The organism is Peribacillus simplex, assembly GCF_001542915.1.
Classification (GTDB): domain Bacteria; phylum Bacillota; class Bacilli; order Bacillales; family DSM-1321; genus Peribacillus; species Peribacillus simplex_B.
The window spans coordinates 29,882-46,884 of sequence record NZ_LNNH01000032.1 but is presented as its reverse complement, the minus strand read 5'-3'; the positions used below and the strand labels follow the sequence as shown (position 1 = coordinate 46,884).

The 17,003-nt window shown below is 41.3% G+C and carries 17 protein-coding genes; 10 read left to right on the top strand and 7 right to left on the bottom strand.

From position 1 onward, the window contains the following. The first annotated feature begins 142 nt into the window (after window positions 1-142). Window positions 143-784 carry an FMN-dependent NADH-azoreductase gene (locus AS888_RS16495; RefSeq protein ID WP_061143245.1) on the top strand — a complete coding sequence of 214 codons (642 nt, stop codon included), beginning with the start codon at window positions 143-145 and terminating at the stop codon, window positions 782-784. Between the two features lie 588 nt (window positions 785-1,372). Here AS888_RS16495 and AS888_RS16490 read toward each other — a convergent pair. Beyond that, window positions 1,373-2,053 (bottom strand): DUF1796 family putative cysteine peptidase, encoded by a 681-nt coding sequence (locus AS888_RS16490; RefSeq protein WP_061143244.1) that lies wholly within the window; start codon window positions 2,051-2,053, stop codon window positions 1,373-1,375. A gap of 353 nt (window positions 2,054-2,406) precedes the next feature. Here AS888_RS16490 and AS888_RS16485 point away from each other — a divergent pair, with 353 nt between their 5' ends. After that, complete coding sequence (locus AS888_RS16485; RefSeq protein WP_061143243.1) at window positions 2,407-3,591, top strand: MFS transporter; 1,185 nt, start codon at window positions 2,407-2,409, stop codon at window positions 3,589-3,591. A 359-nt stretch (window positions 3,592-3,950) separates the two neighbouring features. Here AS888_RS16485 and AS888_RS16480 read toward each other — a convergent pair whose 3' ends face one another. Next, window positions 3,951-4,739, bottom strand: a complete 789-nt coding sequence (locus AS888_RS16480) for a SurA N-terminal domain-containing protein (RefSeq protein ID WP_061143242.1) — start codon at window positions 4,737-4,739, stop codon at window positions 3,951-3,953. Window positions 4,740-5,099: 360 nt separating this feature from the next. On the opposite strand from AS888_RS16480, the gene AS888_RS16475 reads away from it, so the two are divergent. Beyond that, entirely contained in the window at window positions 5,100-6,101 is a 1,002-nt protein-coding gene (locus tag AS888_RS16475; protein WP_260320234.1) for an HD domain-containing phosphohydrolase, read from the top strand. Between the two features lie 142 nt (window positions 6,102-6,243). Here AS888_RS16475 and AS888_RS16470 read toward each other — a convergent pair whose 3' ends face one another. The 3 genes from AS888_RS16470 to AS888_RS16460 are packed head-to-tail and all read right to left on the bottom strand — an operon-like array spanning window position 6,244 to window position 8,858. Then, window positions 6,244-6,795 carry a TVP38/TMEM64 family protein gene (locus tag AS888_RS16470; RefSeq protein ID WP_061143341.1) on the bottom strand — a complete coding sequence of 184 codons (552 nt, stop codon included), beginning with the start codon at window positions 6,793-6,795 and terminating at the stop codon, window positions 6,244-6,246. Between the two features lie 5 nt (window positions 6,796-6,800). After that, window positions 6,801-7,478 (bottom strand): response regulator transcription factor, encoded by a 678-nt coding sequence (locus AS888_RS16465; protein ID WP_061143241.1) that lies wholly within the window; start codon window positions 7,476-7,478, stop codon window positions 6,801-6,803. Continuing rightward, on the bottom strand, window positions 7,479-8,858 hold the full coding sequence (locus AS888_RS16460; protein WP_311316487.1) for a sensor histidine kinase: 1,380 nt from the start codon (window positions 8,856-8,858) through the stop codon (window positions 7,479-7,481). 221 nt (window positions 8,859-9,079) lie between these two features. Here AS888_RS16460 and AS888_RS25855 point away from each other — a divergent pair, with 221 nt between their 5' ends. The 4 genes from AS888_RS25855 (at window position 9,080) to AS888_RS16445 (ending at window position 12,289) form a co-directional block, all read left to right on the top strand. After that, on the top strand, window positions 9,080-9,244 hold the full coding sequence (locus AS888_RS25855; protein WP_155645525.1) for a hypothetical protein: 165 nt from the start codon (window positions 9,080-9,082) through the stop codon (window positions 9,242-9,244). A 189-nt stretch (window positions 9,245-9,433) separates the two neighbouring features. After that, window positions 9,434-10,162 (top strand): hypothetical protein, encoded by a 729-nt coding sequence (locus tag AS888_RS16455; RefSeq protein WP_061143240.1) that lies wholly within the window; start codon window positions 9,434-9,436, stop codon window positions 10,160-10,162. Then, window positions 10,155-10,889, top strand: a complete 735-nt coding sequence (locus AS888_RS16450; RefSeq protein WP_061143239.1) for a hypothetical protein — start codon at window positions 10,155-10,157, stop codon at window positions 10,887-10,889. The genes AS888_RS16455 and AS888_RS16450 overlap by 8 nt, the downstream gene beginning before the upstream one ends. 101 nt (window positions 10,890-10,990) lie before the next feature. After that, window positions 10,991-12,289, top strand: a complete 1,299-nt coding sequence (locus tag AS888_RS16445) for an arsenic transporter (protein WP_061143238.1) — start codon at window positions 10,991-10,993, stop codon at window positions 12,287-12,289. Between the two features lie 155 nt (window positions 12,290-12,444). Here AS888_RS16445 and AS888_RS16440 read toward each other — a convergent pair whose 3' ends face one another. Then, window positions 12,445-12,996: a chromate transporter gene (locus AS888_RS16440; protein WP_061143237.1), complete on the bottom strand. Its 552-nt coding sequence runs from the start codon at window positions 12,994-12,996 to the stop codon at window positions 12,445-12,447. After that, a complete protein-coding gene (locus AS888_RS16435; protein WP_061143236.1) occupies window positions 12,996-13,583 on the bottom strand; it encodes a chromate transporter in 588 nt (195 codons plus the stop codon). Before AS888_RS16435 ends, AS888_RS16440 begins: the two co-directional genes overlap by 1 nt. 510 nt (window positions 13,584-14,093) lie before the next feature. Here AS888_RS16435 and AS888_RS25850 point away from each other — a divergent pair. The 3 genes from AS888_RS25850 (at window position 14,094) to AS888_RS16420 (ending at window position 16,981) form a co-directional block, all read left to right on the top strand. Then, window positions 14,094-14,243, top strand: a complete 150-nt coding sequence (locus AS888_RS25850) for a GntR family transcriptional regulator (RefSeq protein WP_185113115.1) — start codon at window positions 14,094-14,096, stop codon at window positions 14,241-14,243. Window positions 14,244-14,381: 138 nt separating this feature from the next. After that, window positions 14,382-15,155 (top strand): carbon-nitrogen family hydrolase, encoded by a 774-nt coding sequence (locus AS888_RS16425; protein ID WP_061143234.1) that lies wholly within the window; start codon window positions 14,382-14,384, stop codon window positions 15,153-15,155. Between the two features lie 470 nt (window positions 15,156-15,625). Further along, complete coding sequence (locus AS888_RS16420) at window positions 15,626-16,981, top strand: APC family permease (RefSeq protein WP_061143233.1); 1,356 nt, start codon at window positions 15,626-15,628, stop codon at window positions 16,979-16,981. Window positions 16,982-17,003: the final 22 nt, after the last annotated feature.

Genomic DNA, 17,003 nt, shown 5'->3' with positions numbered 1-17,003 from the left:
AAACCTTCGATCCATCATTCACTGGAGTTTTTTTTGTTTGACAAACAACATAATCAGAGGTATATTATTGATCGAGTTAATCGTCGATTGGATTAATCTTTAATTAAATCACCATTCTATATATCCGAAGGAGATCCCACCTATGAGTAAATTGCTAATTATCAATGCACATCCGAGAGTCAATTCTGCTTCTTCTTTTAGCCTTAAAGTATTCCATCATTTTCTGACGCGTTATAAAGAAATACATGGTGAAGAAGAAGAAATTGAAGAAATAAAATTGTACAGAGATGAAGTACCGGCGATAGATGAACAGGTGTTGAACGCCTGGGAAAAAACCGCTAAGGGCCTAGAGCTGACAATGGAAGAAAAAAGAGTGACAGACCGCATGACAGAAGTCTTACACCAATTCAAAAGTGCCAATAAATATGTGATTGTGCTGCCTCTGCATAACTTTAATATTCCATCAAAGTTAAAAGACTATATGGACAATATTATGATTCCAAGGGAATTGTATAAATACACAGAAAACGGGTCAGTGGGTCTATTGAAAGATGGACGGAGCATGCTTGTCATACAAGGAAGTGGATCTATTTACACAAACGATGATTGGTATGCAGAAGTGGAATACTCCCATAAATACTTGAAATCCATGTTCAATTTTTTTGGCATTGAAGATTATGAAATGTTGCGTGTACAAGGAACGGCCTTGATTGGCGGAGAAGAAGTGTTAGCCAAAGCATATGCGGAAGCGGAAGAAGCTGCTGCTGTATTGGCAGCGAAATAGGGAACTATTGTAAGATAGGAAGCGACAGATTGCAGTGTGAAACGGATATCCCAGCAACTGCAACAATGGAGAGTTCATACTGTGGCAGTCCTTCGTTGGCAAAAAGACCAGTCGGAAGTCAGGCTGGTCTTAATATATCTTTATTTTAAGTGCTAGGTTGCAATTTGAAACCAACAACCATTACGCATCAAAAAGAAATAATTACAATAAATCTCCTAGCCTAACCTGTATAAACACTTTCACATGCTCCAGGTTTCGTCCCATAAAAAAAATGATTTTTAAAGAGCCAGCAAAAGGTTGATATGCCATTCGCCTTCTGCTCTCATCATCCTTTCCATTAAGTCGGCGTCTGAAATTCGGTAGTTTACCCTTGGCGTTTTTTCACCCCAAAAGTATAGTATGGAAAAAAGCCCACTATAATGTCATCGTTGATAATATAAGCTTGTTTAGATTTAAAGGCTTAAGTAAAGAGGGCATTCTTTTTAATAACTTTATGTAGCTATCCTGTCCTTTCCATATTAACGGAGGCCCCCATCATGCTTAAAGGTTATGGCCTCCGGTTTGAAAAAGGGCTTGGAAAGGCCCTTTTTATTTGGCTAGCGATATGCCCTCAAGGACTTGATCCCAAATCTCATGGTTACTGGGCTCTTGACGTGGAACTTGTACTAAAGAAACCCCGTCCAAACCCCATTCCACTTCTCTTATTCCCTTTAAACCTTCAAGCTGCTCCATTAACAGAATCGTTACTTTACCCTTAGTGAGTCCAGACAAGATGGCTTGTAGTTCTGCGGTGTTTTCATAATTCGCGTTTAGCCATTCATACCTTATGAATAAAGTGGATTGACTTTGGGCAATTTGGGCGAAAAATCGTTGAATTCGAGTGTTCAATTTTTCCTTATATAATGGATACTGAGCTGTCCAATCTTGATTAACGATCATTGGAAAATCATGAACGGAATCAATCTTATAACGACTATCATGAATGAAATGTGCCCTGGCTGGTTCAGTTTCTCCTTCTTGAAAGACGGCATTACCTTCATCAACGAAATGTGCCAGTATGTCCTTTTCCACCATATTTTCCAGCTCCATGAAACCCTGAAACCCATTTCTCAATAAACGATTTACTTCGGTTAGATTAGGGGATTGAACCCAATCGAAAGGCAATGAATGCCTTCTTAAATCATGACGTTTTGAGTGCAATGCGGGACCGCACCACGCGCCTAAGCTCACTACCAAATCATAGGATCCCTGGATATCTTGTAATTTCATAATCATCACCCCATTTGCTTTTTTTACATACTACGCAGGATGGATTAGCCTTGATTGGATGAGGGCGTAATTACTTAATAAAAACCTAATGTATATCGCCCTTTGTATGAGAAACATTATATTGACATTTCCATTCATCCAATTGATAATGAAAATTGTTATCAATTAAATTACTAGCATTTATATATATGGAAGGTTATACTGCATGGTTGTGGATTCAACTATCGAAATATTGTGACAAAACGTACGATCGAGCGGAAGCCCAAAAAATGCTTGAAGGATCAAACGTATCGGAAAATGATGACTGTTTCTAAGAATATTCCCAAAATACTAGCGTACAAAGGTTGTGTATCATGAAAAAAGAAGGATTATGGACAAAAGATTTTATTTCCATATCAGTGGTTAACTTCGGATTGATGTTATCGATGTATTTACTGTTAGTAACGATGGCGCCCTATGCTATTGAAAAATATGGTGTTTCGGTCAGTACTGCTGGATTGGTTGCCAGTATCTTTATAATTGGCGCTTTAATGAGTCGCTTATTTGCTGGTCGGCAAATAGAAATGGTAGGCAATAAAAAAATGCTGATGATGGGGATTGCCATCTATATCATAATGACCTTTTTTTATTTTATGCCTACTAATATCTTTGCCCTCATGGTTATTCGCTTTTTACAGGGAATAGGAGTGGGAATGGCGACTACAGCAACTGGAACCATTGTAGGGAAGGTCATCCCGCCTAATAAATATGGAGAAGGAATCGGTTATTTCAGTTTAAGTGCAGTGTTGGCGGCAGCTATCGGCCCTTTGATTGGAGTCGCGCTTATAGAATATATTAATTACACGAGTATTTTTGTATTTTCATTAGCGGTCGGGTTGGGAAGCTTGATGATTTCCGTTCTTGTCGATTCTCCAGCAAAGGAGATAATGTCGTCTGCCAGGAAACGATTTACGTTTTCCAGTTTCATTGAACCGAAGGCCTTGCCCATTTCACTCTCGATATTCGTAATAGCACTTGGGTATTCAAGCATTCTGTCATTTATCACCGCGTATACGGCGGAAATCGATTTAGTAGAGGCGGGCAGTTTTTACTTTCTTGTCTATGCACTGGCCATTCTGGTTTCACGGCCATTTACAGGGAAACTGGTTGATTTGAAAGGCGGCAATAGCGTGGCTTATCCTGGCTTGGTTTTATTTGCAATTGGTATGATTCTAATTAGTCAGGCACAAACGAGTTTCGTCTTTTTAGTGGCATCGGCCTTTGTCGGATTAGGGTATGGGAACTTCCAATCTTGTACACAATCACTTGCCATCAAGGTGACCCCTAGGGAAAGAATCGGATTGGCAACATCGACATATCTCGTTTTTCTTGAATTGGGGATAGGTTTTGGTCCATTCATATTAGGCTGCTTGGTCCCTTTAATCGGATACAGAGGTATGTATTTATCGCTGGCGGGGCTAATTATAATGGGCATACCGATTTATCATGTTCTTCACGGTCGGAGAGATAAGGACGTACTCGTTTCGAAAATGACATGAAAAATGTTCATGAAAAAGGAGCTGCTATAAATCAGCAGCTCTCCGATCGCAGACAATCTCGATAATAGAGGCTGTCTGCCTTTTTTAGTTTTTACACTTTGTCCGTTTCGTTCCATGCCCTTTTGCATGTAAATTAAGCTGGAATCCTGATTGCCCGCAGACTTGAAGCCTTTGTATTTGGTCGCTCATCCCGCTCTCCTTATAGTCTGGGCGAAGCGTCCAGCCTATTGATAGGTAAGGCGATCACCCACACCGTGTAGAAGAATGCCATAATACCTGCTTCCAATCCATGAATATCAAAAAGGTTTCGGAAGGGAATTCCTCCGAAACCTTTTGGTCCATGAACTGAACGTACTTGGTTAGATTTTAACTTCGACCTTAGCATCTTTCTTAAGTTCTTCCACATGTTTCACAAGCTTTTCTTGTTTCTTTTGCTGTTCGAGTTGTTCCTTGATTTGCGGTTTCATTTCTTCCAGTTTATTTACCTTTTGCCCGCTTGCCTTGGATTGCTCGGCAATCTGATCATAATATTTCTGAATTTCTTCATCCGTTGGCTCTTCTACTTTAATCTCATTTTCTACGTACTTTGTATAGGGAATATTTTCGGCAATCTGCGTGTTTAACGTTTCTGAATTCAGGCCTGCTTGCTTCATCGCTTCCTTGAATTTTTCCCCGGTTTTATATTGCTCTTTGATTTTCGCAAGTTGCTTTTCGATTTCAGCCTGGGAGGCTGTGTAGCCTTTTTTGTCAGCAGCTTGCAGCAGTAATGTTTGCCCCACTAACGAATTGATGGTTTGCTCTTTAATTTGCTTGGCACCTTCCTTGGTAGTTGGGTCTTGTCCAAATTGCTGCATTTGCATTTGTGTTGACGATAACACGGTATTGTATTCCGCACCAGTAATATTTTCGTCATTGACGATGGCTACCGTTTTCTTTTCATCCACTTTTTGTTTGTCTAGTTTCTTCTGCATTTCTTCCATCTTTTTTTGTTGTTCCTCAGTTGCTTTAGCCGTTTCTTTGCTTTGCTGTGCCTCGGTTGTTTTAGTTTCTTTCTCGTCATTCTTTTTATCCGCTTCATCGTTCGATCCACAAGCCGTCAAGGCAACAGCCAATAATCCGATAACGATAGGGTACAATAGTTTTTTCATGTTCAGTCTCCTTTCGTATTCAGTGCTAAAAAAATCATCTAATGCGCATTATATAGGAATTGCCCCTGAAAACACAATTAAATCATTCTATTTTTCCAGAAAACAGGAATATAGTAGAGTCATCTCCCGAAGATATCGGTGATCCTTTCCAGCAACTGAATCGATTTACCCTTTGTCCTGCGAAGATAAAGGGAGCTAAGAATGATTTCGCATGCAGTCAAGTTCCTGAAAAAATCATGACATAAGTAACCACCGTTCAAGTTGTTTTATGGTATTATATACCTTATTATTCAAAAATAGTTCATTTAACCTAGAAGACACGGGCAGCAGAGAAAGAAGCAGGTAGCGGGGGGATGGAATTTGAAAGGGGAATCTGTACTGCCAATTGAATTGGCGGGATATTTAAAGCTGGGGGATGCCGTCATCATTACGGACCAAGATCATCGAATACTTGATATTAATCGTTATTATGAACAGACGACAGGATATACAAGGGACAGCATAATCGGTTTCAAAGCTGGTTTTTTAAAGTCAGGTATAACACCAGCAACTACCTACACATCTTTGAAAAACGAATTAAGGAACGGGAATCCCTGGTCAGGGGTATTGACCAATCGGAAGAAATCAGGGGACGTATGGCATTCCTCGATAACGATCACACCTGTTCAAGTGAAAAACAAGTCTTATTTCGTCGGGGTTTTTCGAGAATTGGAACAATTGAAGGAAGGAGTTTATCTTTCAAAAAAGAAAAGGACAGAGACGCAAAGGGAATTATTGAAGATCCTCGCCATTTCATGCGAAATTCGCGATCCAAGCATAGAGGAGCATTTATCGAGAGTGCAAACTTTAAGTGAAAAGCTTGTAATCGTACATAATAGGCGAATGCAACTGGGGATGTCTGAAAGAGATATTCATCATATCGCTCATGCGAGTATTCTGCATGATATCGGCAAGGCGGAGATTCCTGAAGGGATCCTATATAAACCTGGTCCATTGTCTCCGTATGAACGAACCATCATTGAGATGCATCCATTAATGGGAGCCGATATTTTGAATAAGATCTCTCGGGAAATAAACAATGAGTTCATCAGCAGTCTCGAAGTGGCGGAAAATATTATCCTTTATCATCATGAAAAATGGGATGGGACGGGATACCCCCATCATTTGAAAGGGGAGGAGATTCCATTGGAAGCAAGGATCACTGCGATTGTGGATGTGTTCGATGCCCTGACAAGCAGAAGGGCGTATAAAGACTCTTGGTCAGTGGGACGGGCATTATCCTTCTTGAACGAACAAAAAGGAAAGCATTTCGATCCAGACATGGTAGAGTCTTTCTTTGAATGTTTCGTCGAAAGGGAATAAAAGGAAAAAGGCTACGAAGCCATCCGCAGCTGAATAATAATGGAAGGGAGGAGCCTCATAGCCGAAAGGAAGAAAACGGAAATCCCGTTTCTTCGAATAAGTGTATTCTAGCGAATATTAGTAAAAAGAAAAGCCTATTGAATTATAGGTCTGTATTCTTATTTCTTTTAACGTAATAAAGGACTGCCATAATGAGAAGCAGCAACACCAAAAATATTTTCCCTTCGTTTGAAGCCTTCAATACTTGGTTCACGGAGTACGCCTCGATGAGGAGGGCGGGCATCTTCCCGATCGATGTGGCGACGAAGAAAATCAGGATGCTCGTCTTACTTAATGCTGCCGCTAGGTTAATCACGCCGGAAGGAACGAAAGGTAGGAGCCTAAGCAAGAGGATCATCCAAAATGCAGGAAATCCCTGTGACTTTTGCAGTCGCATGATCCAACGGTTCCTCGTGAATTTTGGTTGAAGTGATTGAATGCCTTTCCGATATATCCAAAAGCTCACTGCCGCTCCTATAATTTCCCCTAAGTAAGAAACGATCAATCCCTCCTGGAATCCAAACACGGTGATATTTGCTGCAGTGATGAAAGCGCTGGGAATAACACCGAGCACGCTAATCAAAATGTTAAAGACGATACTGACAAGAATGGACAAGTGACCGCTTGATGCTAACGCCTCAGAAAAGAAATGCATATCAATCAAGAAGATTTCCATTTATACCCGACGCCCCATACCGTTTTCAAATGCTCATTTGCCGGAAAGCCGGCATGGCGCAGTTTTTCCCTAATATTTCGAATATGGGAATCGATTGTCCGATCTTCCGTGTTCGATCTGAAACCCCAGATGGTCGTAAGCAGGTGATCCCTGGAGTATACTTGATCAGGTGATTTTAAAAACAAGGACAACAAGGAAAATTCTTTCGGCGTCAATGAAATGGACTTGGCGTGATAATGCGCTTCATAAGCGGATTCATTTAATTTTAACCCCTTAAAGGACACCCCGTCGACTTCGTGATGCGATATCCGTCGCGTCACAGCTTCGATCCTGGCCAGTAACACATCTTCGTTAAAAGGCTTCGTTATATAATCATCGGCGCCATTGTTCAGCCCTTTCACCATATCTTCCGCTGCATCACGGGCAGTGAGCATGATGATGGGAATGGCAGAAAATGACCGAATCCTTTTACAGACTTCCCACCCATCTATCTCAGGCATCATCACATCAAGAATGACGATGTCAGCATGATTATGCTTCAAGAACAATACCGCTTCAAGCGCCGAGTCCTTCTTTATGCACGTATATCCCTGAGGAGCAAGATACAACTCGATCAGATCCATCATTCTTTGTTCATCATCTACCAGAACTGCTGTTTTCATTTAATGGTCTCCTTTGAATATGATCGTGAAGCACGTCCCTTGGTTCAGTTTGCTTCTAACTGAAATGGTTCCTCCTTGAATCTCGACTAACTGTTTGACGATGGAGAGCCCCAAACCGAATCCGCCGGTATTTCTAGCGCGTGATTTCTCGACACGGTATAAACGGTCAAAGATATGAGGGACATCTTCATCGGGAATGCCCACCCCTTGATCGATGATGGAAATATTGATACTGCCAGGTAACCGTTCTGCTTTGATGGTGGTAACCGTATTTTCGTTCGAGTATTTTAATGCATTATCCAGCAGGTTAAGCATGATTTGCTCAAACCTTGCAGGATCTAAATCAATCGATGAATCCTCCTTGCATTCGAGATGCAATTGCATTTTTTTATACTGAAAGGCTGGGAGCACCTTTTCATGAATCGTTTCCAGGAATGAAGCAAGCCGGACGGTTTCTTTTGATATGGTGAAGGTATTCATATCCATTTTAGCCATATTGAATAGTTCGTCCAACAATTTGTTTAATCGTTGTGATTCATCATGGATGATTTCCAAATATGACGTCCTTTCGGATACATCCAAGTCTTTTCTTCGGGCAATATCAGCATACCCCTTGATATAGGTGAGAGGGGTGCGCAGTTCATGGGATATGCTGGCCAAGAATTCGTTGCGTTCCTTCTTTAAATAATTCAATTCATTAGCCAAGCTTTGTATCGATTGAGCAAGTTCACCAAGTTCATCATGTGATCGAATGGGTACAGTTACGGAGAAATTCCCCTCGCTTAATTTCGTTGTCGCCTCCTTCATGCCGATTAGTGGTCTGGTCAAGGCTTTTGATAAGAAATAGATGATGATGAGCATGAAGAAAAGAAGCAATACCGTTGCAAAAAGGAAGTGCTTATTCAATTGGGCAATCAATTCTTCTACTTCACCTGTATTTTTGAACATATAGACATAGCCTTCATATTCATTGTCACTGTTATATGGTGTAACGGTGGCAATATACGGTTGATCCTTCCAACTTGATTGGATGATCAAGCCCTTTCGGGGAACTTGGGGAAGGGTCTTCCGTAAGATTGTTTTCATCTCTGCATTTATATTTTCCGAAGATTGCAGAATATCGCCTGTTGAATTCGTTATCACGACATCTGTATCTGTATGGGATTCCATCAGGCCGATATGCTTAAGGGTCCCCTCGGAATACGAGAGTTCTAACACATCTCGATGGCTGTTGCCCCGGGATTTCAATGATTCCAATTCTTGATTGATCCGCGATTGGATGACGTGATTGTGTAAGTAAAGCATCGAAACTGTTTCCAATAGGAAAATGCTACTAAATATATAGAGTCCTAGCTTCAAGGAGATTTTCAAGATGTTCACCTTCTTGTTAAAGTCATTATAGAGGATAAATATGAAGGAATTATGCAGAGCGACCACATTGCTTCCCATACTAAACATAATCCGAATGAAGGCAGGTTACAAGGAGGACTGCGATCATTTTAAATCAACTCCATCTGACTCCTTCCCGATTCCAGTGGAATGGAAGAATGAGAGTTTTCCTTGGTTTATCGAAATGAATTTTGTTGAGTGAAGGAAACATTTTGTCATCAGGTGAATATAATGTAAAAAAGGAGCTGATCGATATGAATTGTACAAACCGTACCAAAAAAAAAATACTTGCGTATTCGGCTTTATTCAAAAAAATCGGCATCATCAATGAAGAAGAATACAAAACGATTGCTAAGACCTTTCAAGCGAAGGATTGAGGAAGGGAACCTTGAATGATCATAAACGTTTGTCCCACCTTAAGCAGGCTGTAAAACCTCCGCCTTCGATTTCTCAATGAGGGGGTGACAGCCTGCATTCACTTACAACTTAGGATATATATGGTATTGTATAGGTACTCAGGATCATATGTGGAGTGAAATGTCTAAAAAAGGAGAATTTCAGAAGATATGTTCGATTTCGAAAAATATATGCATGCACCCTCTTTAATTGCTACAGCGTCCAGTTACATACTGATCGGAACCTTATTTGCCATCATTTATAGAAAAAAACCAGCATCTCCTAAGCTCTGGAAGGCTATTCTCGTATTGGTGCTAGGAATGTTCGCTTTTCATTTCACTTTTAATCTAGCAGAAGAGGTCATAAGCATACCCATTCTCCCAATCGGTGTGGCTCTCCTCTCTTGGCTCTTGGGAAGGCAAGGGAATGCGGCGAGATGGCAGCGATTTCGCCGTTTTGCCTGGCTCGGATTTTTATCGAATTTCATCGTTTTCGCTTTTGCCCTTTTAGCCATACCGCTTGATGGAATGATGTATCCGAAGAATGTACCGTCGACATATATGATGGATGTTAAAAAGGCTTCATTGATAGCGAGCCACCCCCACTCGAAAGAAGGAACATTAAATAAAGCAAAGCTGGAAAAATTGATGGGAAAGATGAAACAAAAAAAGATCGAGAGTGAATCTTGGTATAATCGAATCCGTAAAGATGGCGATCACAAAGAGAAATTCCCTTATATCCTGAATGGGACAACCGCTGCAAAGGGGAGCGGACTTAAAGCAATCATTTTCATTGAAGAAGATGGCAGGGGAATCCTGATTACACCTAATAAAGGACGTCAAGTCTACTTCAGGCTCAAGGAATCGATTTTGACAGGAGGTGATGGGGAGAATGGCTAAAAAAACAAAAAAGATTATTTTACTAGCTGCGATATTATTGATGATCGGTGTTCTTTCATTTACTCAATTACCTAAAGACCCTGCCCCTTTCCTATCGGATAAGCAAGTCATCAAACGCATCAACTCATTTTTTTCTGAAGCCCAGCCAAAGATCATTCAAGACCGTATCTTTTTGGATGATACACATGTATTTGTTCCTTTTATTAGCGAAGATGATGGGTATGGGATGAGCTTTTGGATCTGGAAGAATAATAAATGGAGAGCAGCTTCCGTGAATGAAGGAGGTCAGCCTCAGGTTTGGAATGGAGAAAAGAAATCAAAAATCATCTGGAATATCAATCCTAAAGATGACGTTGGCGAAATCAGGTTTTTTCTAAAGAAAGAAAGGGAATTCATGGTGGCAGATGGAGTGGATACCTATCAACCAGGAATGGAAATGATGCACCGGATTACGCTTCAAGAAAAAATGTACGGAGTCGAGGAGTATCCTGATCATTGGCAGGAGCTTATGACACAGTATGCGAAAATACAGGCCGAAGATGGACAGAATGAATTTCTGGCGCTGGGGGACGGATTGCAAGTGTTCACTAGTTTTTATGATGCCAAAGGAAAGGAGACATCTCCTCACACCTCCTTTACCGGGAATGGCTATTCGACAGGAAATGATTTCGTCGACGTCCCATTCCTTGTCCAGGTGCATGAGAATGAGCTGGAAGGGGAGTATTGAATTGTCAGGACTTGTTGAAGCGTCCGGATTGTGTCTTAACTATTATTCTTATATAGTTAAGAGATAGTTTCGTAGAAGGAGTTGCGAGTGGTGCAGATAACATGAGTTCGATAATATTGGCGATAATTATTTTTGTTGTCACGTTGGTTTTGGTTATTTGGCAGCCCAAGGGTCTAGGGATAGGCTGGAGTGCGTGCGGCGGGGCAATCATTGCGTTGATGTTCGATGTCGTTTCTTTTCAGGATGTAAGTGATGTAACGCAAATCGTCTGGAATGCGACATTGACGTTTGTCGCGTTAATCATCATTTCGTTAATATTGGATGAAGTGGGTTTCTTTGAGTGGGCAGCGCTCCATATGGCTCGTGTTGCTGACGGCCGCGGTGTCCGTTTATTTGTATTGGTATTGATTTTGGGAGCCATAACCGCTGCGTTTTTTGCCAATGACGGAGCAGCCTTGATTTTGACTCCAATCGTTCTTGCAATGGTACGGGCACTGAATTTTGAAGATAAAATGGTGCTGCCATTCATCATGGCAAGTGGATTTATCGCAGATACGACGTCCTTGCCCTTTGTCATCAGCAATCTAGTGAATATTGTTTCCGCAGATTTTTTTGGGATCGGTTTTGGCGAGTATGCCAGCAGGATGATCGTTCCTACCTTAATCAGTCTAGGCGCAAGCATTTTGGTCCTGTACTTATTCTTTAAGCAACAGATACCCGTTACATATGCAGCAAAGCATTTAAAGAAACCGGCAGAAGCGGTCAGGGATGCAAACATGTTCAAGATTTCCTGGCTGATCCTTGCGATTTTGCTTGTTGGATACTTCGTTAGCGAATTCATCGGCATTCCTGTATCTTTCATTGCAGCTGCGATTGCGCTTTTCCTCTTATTGCTGGCAAGGAGAAGTCCTGCAGTGGACGTAAAAGGTGTAATGAAAGGGGCACCGTGGAATATCGTTTTCTTTTCGATCGGGATGTATGTAGTCGTGTACGGCTTGAAGAATGTTGGATTGACCAGCTTGTTAGCTGATGTCATTCAGGCGACGGCGAATCAAGGATTATTTTCGGCTGCGATCATCATGGGGTTCATCGCAGCGGTTCTTTCTTCCTTCATGAACAATCTGCCAACAGTGATGATTGATGCATTGGCCATCGCCGAGGTACAAACAACAGCGCCAATTAAAGAAGCGCTGATCTATGCAAACGTGATCGGTTCTGATTTAGGACCGAAAATCACCCCGATAGGATCTTTGGCCACGTTGCTGTGGCTGCATGTTTTAAAGGGAAAAGGTGTCAAGATCACTTGGGGGTATTATTTCAAGGTCGGGTTCATCCTAACCGTCCCCACCTTATTGATTACATTGATCGGGCTTTACTTTTGGCTCCGGATCATTCATTAAAGATAAGGCCGAGATATCGGCGGGACAGTTTGCAGACAAAAGGGGTTCGGAATTTTTAAAAATCCGAACCCCTTTTGAATTTTCGCCTATAGGTAAGAAATGTGTTCAATGAGTCCACTATGCAATCAATTTTTAAACTTTAAATTTGGCGGGATTTAAGTGAGCGGAATGACAAAGCCTCCGTAAGCAAAGGCAAGGACGATTACGAATGCTGGATGGATCTTGAATTTACCTAAAGCCAAGAAGGCGAATCCGGCGATGATGATCGAATGGATGTAACCAATGGAACCGACGGCATCTGCGGCCATGCTCCAGGTAAGCAATAACATCATGATCGTGATTACGGGCTGTACCAGTAATGACATCCCTTTTACGACAGATGATTGCTTGTATTTACGCAGGATTTTCAATAAATAGATCAATGCCACGGCGGAAGGGATGATGGTGCCGGCCAATGCAGCTAAGAAACCTGGCCAGCCATACACATCATATCCGACATATGCGGCAATCTTGGTGGCAATCGGACCTGGAAGGGAATTTCCCAGCGCGAGCATTTGTGAGAATTGGGTATTATCGAGCCAGCCGTAACGGGTTACGATTTGATCATACATAAGCGGGATGGAAGCTGGACCTCCGCCATATCCTAGAAGGTTGGCAATGAAGAACGCAAGAAAAACAGCGACCCCGATCGGGATGATAAAGCCCATTAGGCAGATCCCTCCTTCCGATCCATCTTTTTACTTTTCAATTTTTCTTTTAATTTAAAGTGGAACGCTCCATACAAAAGGAAAATCATGATGACGATACCTGGGTGAAGGGAGACCGTCTGGAGCAGGATAAAAGAAATCGCAAAAAAGGTGATGCCAAGCACCATCCCTAACCCTTTTATCGCCTTTTCGCCAAACTCATAAGCCATTTGACCAAGCATGACGGCAACAACTGGCATGACAGCAGCGATCATTGTGCCGACCATTGCTGAATTGCTTAGCACATTAATGAATCCAATCAGGAAAACCATAGCAAGACATGAAGGCAATACGTGTGCAGCCACACTCAAAAGTGCTCCCGGCCAGCCCTTCAATTGATAACCAAGGTATGCCGCCATCTTGGTGGCAATCGGCCCTGGAAGCGTATTGGCGATCGCCAGCGTGTCACCGAATTCATCATCATCGAGCCAATGATATCGGGAAACGGCTTCATGACGGATGAGCGGGATGACAGATGGTCCGCCGCCAAAACCTAAAATGCCTGTCCTCAGCATCCCGATCGTTAATTCCGAATATGGATTTTTCAAAACGGTTCCTCCTTAAAAAACTTAGCATTCATTCCCAAGAATATGAACTAATGATAACAAAAATCCCTTTCGCATAGTACATGAAATGATGATAATCGTTGTGTAATCAGTGTATGAAAGCTTTTTAATGGGATCGGAAAAACAAAAGGAACTTCTTTTGGTCTTCATGTATGAAATTTGGATCAAAGGGGCTGCAAGAACCATAATCAAGAAAGACCTAATGTTGCCAAAAATGCAAAAATGCAATAATGAGATAACACTAATGCAAGTAGCGGTGAGCGTGAAGAATTTTTTGTTAGCTTGTAATCTAGGTTACATTGTCTCTTTCAAACATTGGGGGTCCGAGAAAAAAAATTGAAAAATGAGAATATATCATTGGCTTGTGTCTGGCATGTTAGTAATATGTATACATGACACATGCAAGGATTTGACAAAATAGTAGATTCGGTTGTTCATATGGCAAAAATACAATTATAGCCAATCGGGAAGGAAAGTCCAACGCAAGATAAAGTGTATAAACAGGTTAAAAAAGGTGGCAGTACCAGTGATGGATTATTTACTGAAATTCAATTAGCTGAATGGTTAAATATTTCAAGAACGTCTCTAGCGAAAGCCATTCAAGAGTTACTGAAGGAAGGATTGCTCGTTTGCATGCCATAAAAGGATTTAACGGTAGTAAAGATTGCTTTATCTGATAGTATGAGCGGGTCCAAATGGTGGATGAATTTTTACCATCCTACCTCAGGTGAGAGTGAGAGAACGAATATAAAAAATCTAAATAAAAAGGATGTTGCAGAAATGAAAATTGCATCAATACAATTGGAGATTAAAGATATTGAATCAAAAAATGATCGCATAGATCGCGTCGAGTCAATGATTGACGGATTAAAAGGACAGGATTTAATTGTTCTGCCAGAAACGTGGGCAACGGGGTACTTTTCTTTTGATCGTTATATTGATGAATCGGAAGAGTTGAATGGGGATTTTGTACGGCGATTCTCCTCAAAGGCAAAAGAGGTCAATTCATATATATTTGCAGGCAGTTTTATAGAAAAAAACAATGGGAAATATTACAACACGAGCGTCCTGTTTTCTCCGGACGGGACACTTATAGGTACCTACCGAAAAATGCATTTGTTTCAATACGGTTCAAAAGAGGGGCAAATATTGACGAGGGGAAATGAAACGACTGTAGTGGATACGGAATTCGGGAAAGTCGGCTTATCAACTTGTTATGATTTGCGATTTCCTGAATTGTACCGCGCAGAAGTGGATCTTGGAGCAGAAATGCTTCTGGTTACATCTGCTTGGCCGCATAGAAGATTGGAGCATTGGAAATTATTCAATTCAGTTCGGGCATTGGAAAACCAGTGCTTCTTAATTTCAAGCAATTGTGTTGGCAATACTAATGACGTTCTGTTAGCTGGCCATAGTCAAGTGGTTGACCCATGGGGGATTGTTGTGGCTGCAGGAGGAGATGAAGAAGCCATTATTAAAACGGAGATTGATCCATCTCAGATTGCTGAAATTCGGGATGTGTTTCCTAATTTGAAGCACCGAGTCTTGGAATGAGAGGTCCGTTTCTGCTTCAAAGAACAATAAAAAGGACCTGAAATACTATAGGTGTAACATCATCCATCATTAAAAAAGGCTTCTCGTGATTTACACAACGAGAAGCCTTTTATCTCTGATATTCTTATGCTACATTGAACCAAGTAACGGAAGGATAATTATGGGGTGTGTGTCTTTTGCGCACACGTTTTACATGATAAATGAAATCAAACGGTTGTTTTTATCATGAGCGGTGTTGGGAGCATCATTCGGGATCAACCAATAGTCGTGAAACAGCTTTTTCGCCCACGACTTAGTATGCAATGTTGCATAATTGATGTAGGGGTGCATAAAGCTAAACACCTAATAAATAATCTGTTTATTGTAATTATTGCGAAAATATAGAATCCCAATCGTCAAGAAACCTTTACTCGGCTTGGTATGATATTTGCATATTAGTTGGTTAAGTCTGATTATGGGTGGAGTGATACATGGAGAATGCAAAATTAAGACGTTCGTTAACCGTATTTCCTTTAGTGATATTTGGGTTGGCTTATATGGCACCGACCACCGTCTTTTCCACATATGGGGTAGTAGCCGAAATAACGAAAGGGATGGTACCTGCTGCTTACATCATAGCTTTGGTGGGCATGTTGTTTACAGCTTATAGCTATGGCCAGATGGTTAAGGCCTACCCGGTTTCTGGTTCTGCGTATACATTCACTCAAAAGGCCTTTAATCCTCATCTTGGTTTCTTGGTAGGTTGGGTCATCCTATTGGACTATTTATTTTTGCCGATGATTAACGGATTATTGATTGCCATTTACTTAAACGCATATTTTCCATCCATTCCTTTCTCTGCCTGGTTAATTGGCTTTGTCCTTTTAATCACCTTCGTCAATATCATTGGTGTGAAGATTGCAACCAAGATAAATATTTTATTGGTTGGCTGTCAATTCTCCATCATAGCGATATTCACATTCCTATCCATTAAAGGATTACTTACCGGAATGGGTTCAGGGACATTATTCATGCATTCGCCATTTGTGAATGGAGAAATACCGCTATCCTTGGTATTGGCAGGATCTTCTATTCTATGTTTATCTTTTTTAGGATTTGATGCGGTCACCACATTTTCTGAGGAAACGATTAATCCGAAAAAAACCATACCAAGAGCCATTTTCCTGGTAGCATTAATAGGCGGAGGTCTGTTTATCGCCATCTCATACATCTGTCAACTCGTTTATCCAAATTTCCAAGCTTTTAATGATCCGGATTCCGCTGCCTTGGAGATTGCCATGTATATCGGAGGGAATTTATTTCAATCCATTTTTCTAGCAGGATATATCACGGGGGGGCTGGCATCCGGTCTATCAGCCCATGCGAGTGTTTCACGGCTTTTGTATGCGATGGGGAGAGATGGCGTTCTTCCTAAAAAAATATTTGGTCATATTCATCCCAAATTCCGGACGCCAACACACAACATCATCTTAGTGGGAATTTTTGCTTTATCTGCTTTATTCGTCGATTTAGTGACAGCATCCTCCTTTATTAACTTTGGCGCGCTCGTGGCATTCACATTTGTGAATCTTTCGGTTATTTCTCATTATTTTATGAGGGAGAAGCAAAGGGACGGGATCAACACACTAAAATATCTTATATTGCCGCTGATGGGGGCAAGTTTCACCATTTGGTTATGGACTAGTCTTGATTTAAAGGCACTTTTCCTCGGACTGGGATGGTTTGGAATAGGTTTCATCCTGCTCCTTTCCAATACGAAAATGTTTAGTAAGCGGCCACCAGAGCTTTCTATTGATAGTGTGGCGGAAACTGAAATTCAGGCATAAAGCAATATTCATCGAGGAGGAT

Excerpts from the sequence above, each read along its gene's own strand:
- AS888_RS16440 (WP_061143237.1), bottom strand. The coding sequence starts at position 12,996 with ATGGGCTTTATCATCCCGATCGGGGTCGCTGTTTTTCTTGCGTTCTTC.
- AS888_RS16490 (WP_061143244.1), bottom strand. The coding sequence starts at position 2,053 with ATGAAATTACAAGATATCCAGGGATCCTATGATTTGGTAGTGAGCTTA.
- AS888_RS16495 (WP_061143245.1), top strand. The coding sequence starts at position 143 with ATGAGTAAATTGCTAATTATCAATGCACATCCGAGAGTCAATTCTGCT.
- AS888_RS16480 (WP_061143242.1), bottom strand. The coding sequence starts at position 4,739 with ATGAAAAAACTATTGTACCCTATCGTTATCGGATTATTGGCTGTTGCC.
- AS888_RS16470 (WP_061143341.1), bottom strand. The coding sequence starts at position 6,795 with ATGCATTTCTTTTCTGAGGCGTTAGCATCAAGCGGTCACTTGTCCATT.
- AS888_RS16420 (WP_061143233.1), top strand. The coding sequence starts at position 15,626 with ATGGAGAATGCAAAATTAAGACGTTCGTTAACCGTATTTCCTTTAGTG.
- AS888_RS16445 (WP_061143238.1), top strand. The coding sequence starts at position 10,991 with ATGAGTTCGATAATATTGGCGATAATTATTTTTGTTGTCACGTTGGTT.
- AS888_RS16450 (WP_061143239.1), top strand. The coding sequence starts at position 10,155 with ATGGCTAAAAAAACAAAAAAGATTATTTTACTAGCTGCGATATTATTG.
- AS888_RS16425 (WP_061143234.1), top strand. The coding sequence starts at position 14,382 with ATGAAAATTGCATCAATACAATTGGAGATTAAAGATATTGAATCAAAA.
- AS888_RS16485 (WP_061143243.1), top strand. The coding sequence starts at position 2,407 with ATGAAAAAAGAAGGATTATGGACAAAAGATTTTATTTCCATATCAGTG.
- AS888_RS16465 (WP_061143241.1), bottom strand. The coding sequence starts at position 7,478 with ATGAAAACAGCAGTTCTGGTAGATGATGAACAAAGAATGATGGATCTG.
- AS888_RS16455 (WP_061143240.1), top strand. The coding sequence starts at position 9,434 with ATGTTCGATTTCGAAAAATATATGCATGCACCCTCTTTAATTGCTACA.